Annotated in this window: 1 protein-coding gene; it reads right to left on the bottom strand. The window is 51.4% G+C overall.

The window, feature by feature from the left end:
• Positions 1-87: 87 nt before the first annotated feature.
• The coding region (locus tag EJP87_RS17055; RefSeq protein WP_130473013.1) for an ACT domain-containing protein at positions 88-1,050 on the bottom strand (963 nt) is incomplete at its 5' end.

Genomic DNA, 1,050 nt, shown 5'->3' with positions numbered 1-1,050 from the left:
ACAACACAAGGGAAAAAGTGGGGGAGAGCGCACAGCAAGCGCATCAACAGATTTGACCCGCTTTGTTGTCAAGAGTTTCCTGTTTTTTTAAAAAACCAGTTTGTTAACCTGTACCTCTTCACCCCCTGCCTGCTCCACCGCTTGCCGCAGACTGCGGGTAAAACTCTCCACCTTTTGTGGGGTCAATTTCAAACCATAGAGGTCGCGCACATAAAAGACATCCACCGCCCGCTCGCCATAGGTGGCAATCTTTGCGGTACGAATCTGGATGCCATGCAGCTCCATCTCGCGGGTGATCTTGAACAACAATCCCACCCGATCCAAAGAGGTGATCTCCAGAATGGTAAAATTGTCCACACTGTCATCCACCTCCACATTAAACGGTACACGAAAGGTTTTTTGCCGATGCAAATCGCTCTCGTTGGCCGTCAATACCGGCTGTGGTCGCTGCGGATCCAATAAAAAGTCCTGCAGACGCTGCTCCAAACGCTGAATATGTCCTTTGTTTTCCAAAGCCTTGCCCACCGAATTCTGCACCACAAAACAGTCCAAGGCCATCCCATCCTTGGTGGTCACAATATCGGCAGACAGGATATTGACGCCCTCCATCGCCAAAGCGCCGGAAATACGTGACATCAACCCCGATTGGTCGCGGGTGTGAATCAACAACTCACTGGTATCCGAACCAGGATTGGCCAACAACATTATCGCAACCGGCTCCTGCTCCCGCCCCATCAGCGCCACCGCATGGCGGGCAATCGCTTCCGGTTCATAATGAATGAAATAGGGATCATCAAAACGATCCAAATGGCTGCGCAAAAGATGCGCCTGGACACTTTTGTTGGCTGCCAAAAAGGTAATCACCGCCTGCTTTTGCTGCTCCGCCTGCCGTACCAACTCCTCTGCCTGGAAGGCGCCACGAATCAAAGCACTGGCAGTCAAAGTATACAAACGACGCAACAACTCTGCTTTCCAAGAACTCCAGGCATTGGGACCAACCGCACGTATATCCGCCACCGTCAGCAATAATAAAAATTCCAAACGGCGCTG

Origin of the sequence: Candidatus Magnetaquicoccus inordinatus (assembly GCF_004217665.1) — a bacterium.
GTDB lineage: Bacteria > Pseudomonadota > Magnetococcia > Magnetococcales > Magnetaquicoccaceae > Magnetaquicoccus > Magnetaquicoccus inordinatus.
The sequence above is the reverse complement of the archived record's forward strand: the minus strand, read 5'-3'. Positions and strand labels throughout refer to the sequence as shown.